At 69.1% G+C, this 2,731-nt stretch carries 4 protein-coding genes; 2 read left to right on the forward strand and 2 right to left on the reverse strand.

Annotated elements, in window-relative coordinates:
- The first annotated feature begins 18 nt into the window (after positions 1-18).
- Positions 19-666 (forward strand): pyridoxamine 5'-phosphate oxidase, encoded by a 648-nt coding sequence (pdxH, locus tag ACLFMY_RS08870; protein WP_410764299.1) that lies wholly within the window; start codon positions 19-21, stop codon positions 664-666.
- A gap of 34 nt (positions 667-700) precedes the next feature.
- Complete coding sequence (locus ACLFMY_RS08875; protein ID WP_410764300.1) at positions 701-1,420, forward strand: uracil-DNA glycosylase; 720 nt, start codon at positions 701-703, stop codon at positions 1,418-1,420.
- 240 nt (positions 1,421-1,660) lie between these two features.
- Here the strand turns inward: ACLFMY_RS08875 and ACLFMY_RS08880 are convergent, their stop codons facing one another.
- Complete coding sequence (locus ACLFMY_RS08880; RefSeq protein WP_410764301.1) at positions 1,661-2,413, reverse strand: RES family NAD+ phosphorylase; 753 nt, start codon at positions 2,411-2,413, stop codon at positions 1,661-1,663.
- 3 nt (positions 2,414-2,416) lie between these two features.
- Positions 2,417-2,731 (reverse strand): antitoxin Xre/MbcA/ParS toxin-binding domain-containing protein (locus ACLFMY_RS08885; RefSeq protein ID WP_410764302.1); only part of this gene is annotated, 315 nt, incomplete at its 5' end.

Here is a 2,731-nt window from a genome sequence, read left to right on the forward strand (position 1 = left end):
GTTGCAACAGGAGCATCCATGGCGGGCGAATTCGATCACCGTGCCGACCGGCGCGACTACATCCACGGCGTGCTGCATCGCCGCGACCTGGCCGCCGACCCGGTCGAGCAGCTGGCGCGCTGGCTGGTCGCCGCGCGGGAGGCGGGCAACTTCGATCCCACCGCGATGTGTGTCTCCACCGTGGATGCCGAGGGCTGGCCGTCGGCGCGCTACGTGCTCTTGAAACACTTCGATGCCCGTGGCCTGTGCTTCTACACCGATACCCGCAGTCGCAAGGGGGAGGAGCTGGCCGCCAACCCGCGCGCGGCTATCACCTTCTTCTGGCCCGAGGTCGATCGGCAGGTGCGGGTGGCGGGCATGGTCGAGCGACTGTCCGACGAGGACAACGAGGCCTACTTCCGCCAGCGCCCGCGCGGCTCGCGGCTCGCGGCGATCACCTCCATGCAGAGTGCGCCGATCGAGTCGCGCGAGGCCCTGGAAGGGCGCTTCGAACAGATGGCAGAGCGCTATCCCGGGGACGAGGTGCCGCGCAACCCGGCCTGGGGCGGCTACCGCGTGGTGCCGCGCGAGTGGGAGTTCTGGCAGGGCCGGCCGTCGCGGCTACACGACCGCTTCGCCTACGTGCGGGATGGCGACGGCTGGAAGATCGAACGGCTGATGCCGTGACGCTGGCGACTCATGACGGTTTTGCGAGGTCTTGATGGCTCAACGTAGTCTCGAACGCGTGCAGTTGGAGCCCGGCTGGCGCGAGGCGCTGGCACCGGTGCTGCTGGATCAGCCCATGCAGGCGCTGCGTGAGCAGCTGCTCGAACAGGGCAAGCGCGGCACCGTCATCCACCCCAGGCCCGACGAGTGGTTCCGCGCCTTCAACCACACCCCGCTCGACCAGGTGCGGGTGGTGATCCTCGGCCAGGACCCCTACCCCACGCCGGGGCACGCCAACGGGCTGTGTTTCTCGGTGCAACCCGACGTGCGGCCCATCCCGAAGTCCCTGCAGAATATCTTCAGGGAGCTGGCCGACGATCTGGGGATAGAGAACCGCAGCGGCGATCTCACCCCGTGGGCCGACCAGGGCGTGCTGCTCCTGAACGCGGTGCTCACGGTCGCCTCCGGGCAGCCCGCCTCGCACCGCGGGCTGGGCTGGGAGGCGCTGACCGATTACGCCATCCGCGTGCTGGCCGAACAGCCGCGCCCGATCGCGTTCGTCTTCTGGGGCGCGCAGGCGCAGAAGAAGGCCGCGTACGTGCACCGCCCCGAGCATCTCGTCATCAAGAGCCCGCACCCCTCGCCGCTGTCCGCCTACCGCGGCTTTTTCGGCTCGAAGCCCTTCTCGCGCATCAACGCCTTCCTCGAATCCCACGGCCTCGCGCCGATCGACTGGCGCACCGGGGTCGAGTTGGGGAAGCGGGAAAGCGACTGACACCACGTCAAAGCCGCCCCACCGTGGGAGCGACCCTCGGTCGCGAATCGCGCGGGACGCGCGAGTCCCGGTTTCGGCGTTGTGGTGCGTCGAGACCGGGGCGGCCGCTGGAGCGGCCTTCGCGGGCGGGGCCCGCTCCCACGGTGGGGCTCTGGTGTGAAGGGATCTCGTCGCTATCGTGCCGTCGGAGTGGAGGTGGCTCTGGAGCGTAGGCTGTCTCGCCGAGGTGGTGCCATTCGTTCAGACGGCCGGCTGTGGCAGCTGCCCGCCGACCAGGAATGTCTCGGCGGGAAAGCGTTCGATCCGCCGGCTGGATGGGTGGAGAAAGGTCACGTGATCGTCTGCTAACTCGCACAGCCATTGTTCCTCTCCGGTCGGCGCCCGGGAGGCCAGTGCGGCCGGCTCGAACAGGCCGACGTTGATGCCGCCTCGCGGATCGCGGGCCGAGTGGAACTCGAAGGCCAGCACCCCGGCCTCGCGCATGGCGCTTCCCAGGCGCTGGGTCGCGGTGTACTCGACCGGGTCGGTCAGCGTGGCCCGCCAGCGGTCGCAAGGCGGTCGATGCAGACGCAGGCCGTCGTCCGTGTCGTATCGCGCGCGGAACAGGGTGTGGCGACTCCGGATCGGGGCGGCGGGCGGCGTCTCCATCCCGGACCGGAAAACCAGCCGGTAATAGGCGGCCTCCGCCAGCGCGGTTTGTGCCGAGAGGGAGCCGTAGAGGATGGACGGTTCGTATCGGTGCCCGAAGCGCGAACCGTGCCGCAGCGGCGGGTAGCGAAACGGCGTCATCAGGAGGTAGTGCAACCCCTCGCTGCCGGGTCGGGGCGGCGGCTTGGCCTCATCCAGCATGGTCTCGAGGATGCCCTGTTCCTCGAGGGTGTCCACCAGGCCGGTGGTCGCCACCTGTTCCTGGCTTTCGACAATGCGAGTCAGCTCGCCGTTGACCGGCTCGATCCGATCGGCCAGTCCGCAATCCTCCCACGGCCCCGGCATGGCTCAGACCTTGCCGCGAATCGCGTCCAGGTAGTCGCAGACATGCACCAGGCCGGCAACCGAAAGCACCTGTTCGGCGGGTATGCCGCCGGTATGCCGGTTGGGGGTATGCATCCAGTGCCGCATCTGTTCCTCGTTGCCGTCCATCAGGGCGTAGAGGCTCCGGTAGCAGCGGATGAGCAGCAGGGCCAGTTCCCCGTTCCGGCTGGCCGGGTCCAGGCCCGAGCGGATCAGCGTCGAGCGGTTCTTGCCGACGATCCGGCCGATCCGGGTCTGGTTGAGCCCCAGGCCGCGCCCGGCGTTGAACAGCGCCTTGGC

Source organism: Guyparkeria sp., from assembly GCF_046545975.1.
Lineage (GTDB): Bacteria > Pseudomonadota > Gammaproteobacteria > Halothiobacillales > Halothiobacillaceae > Guyparkeria.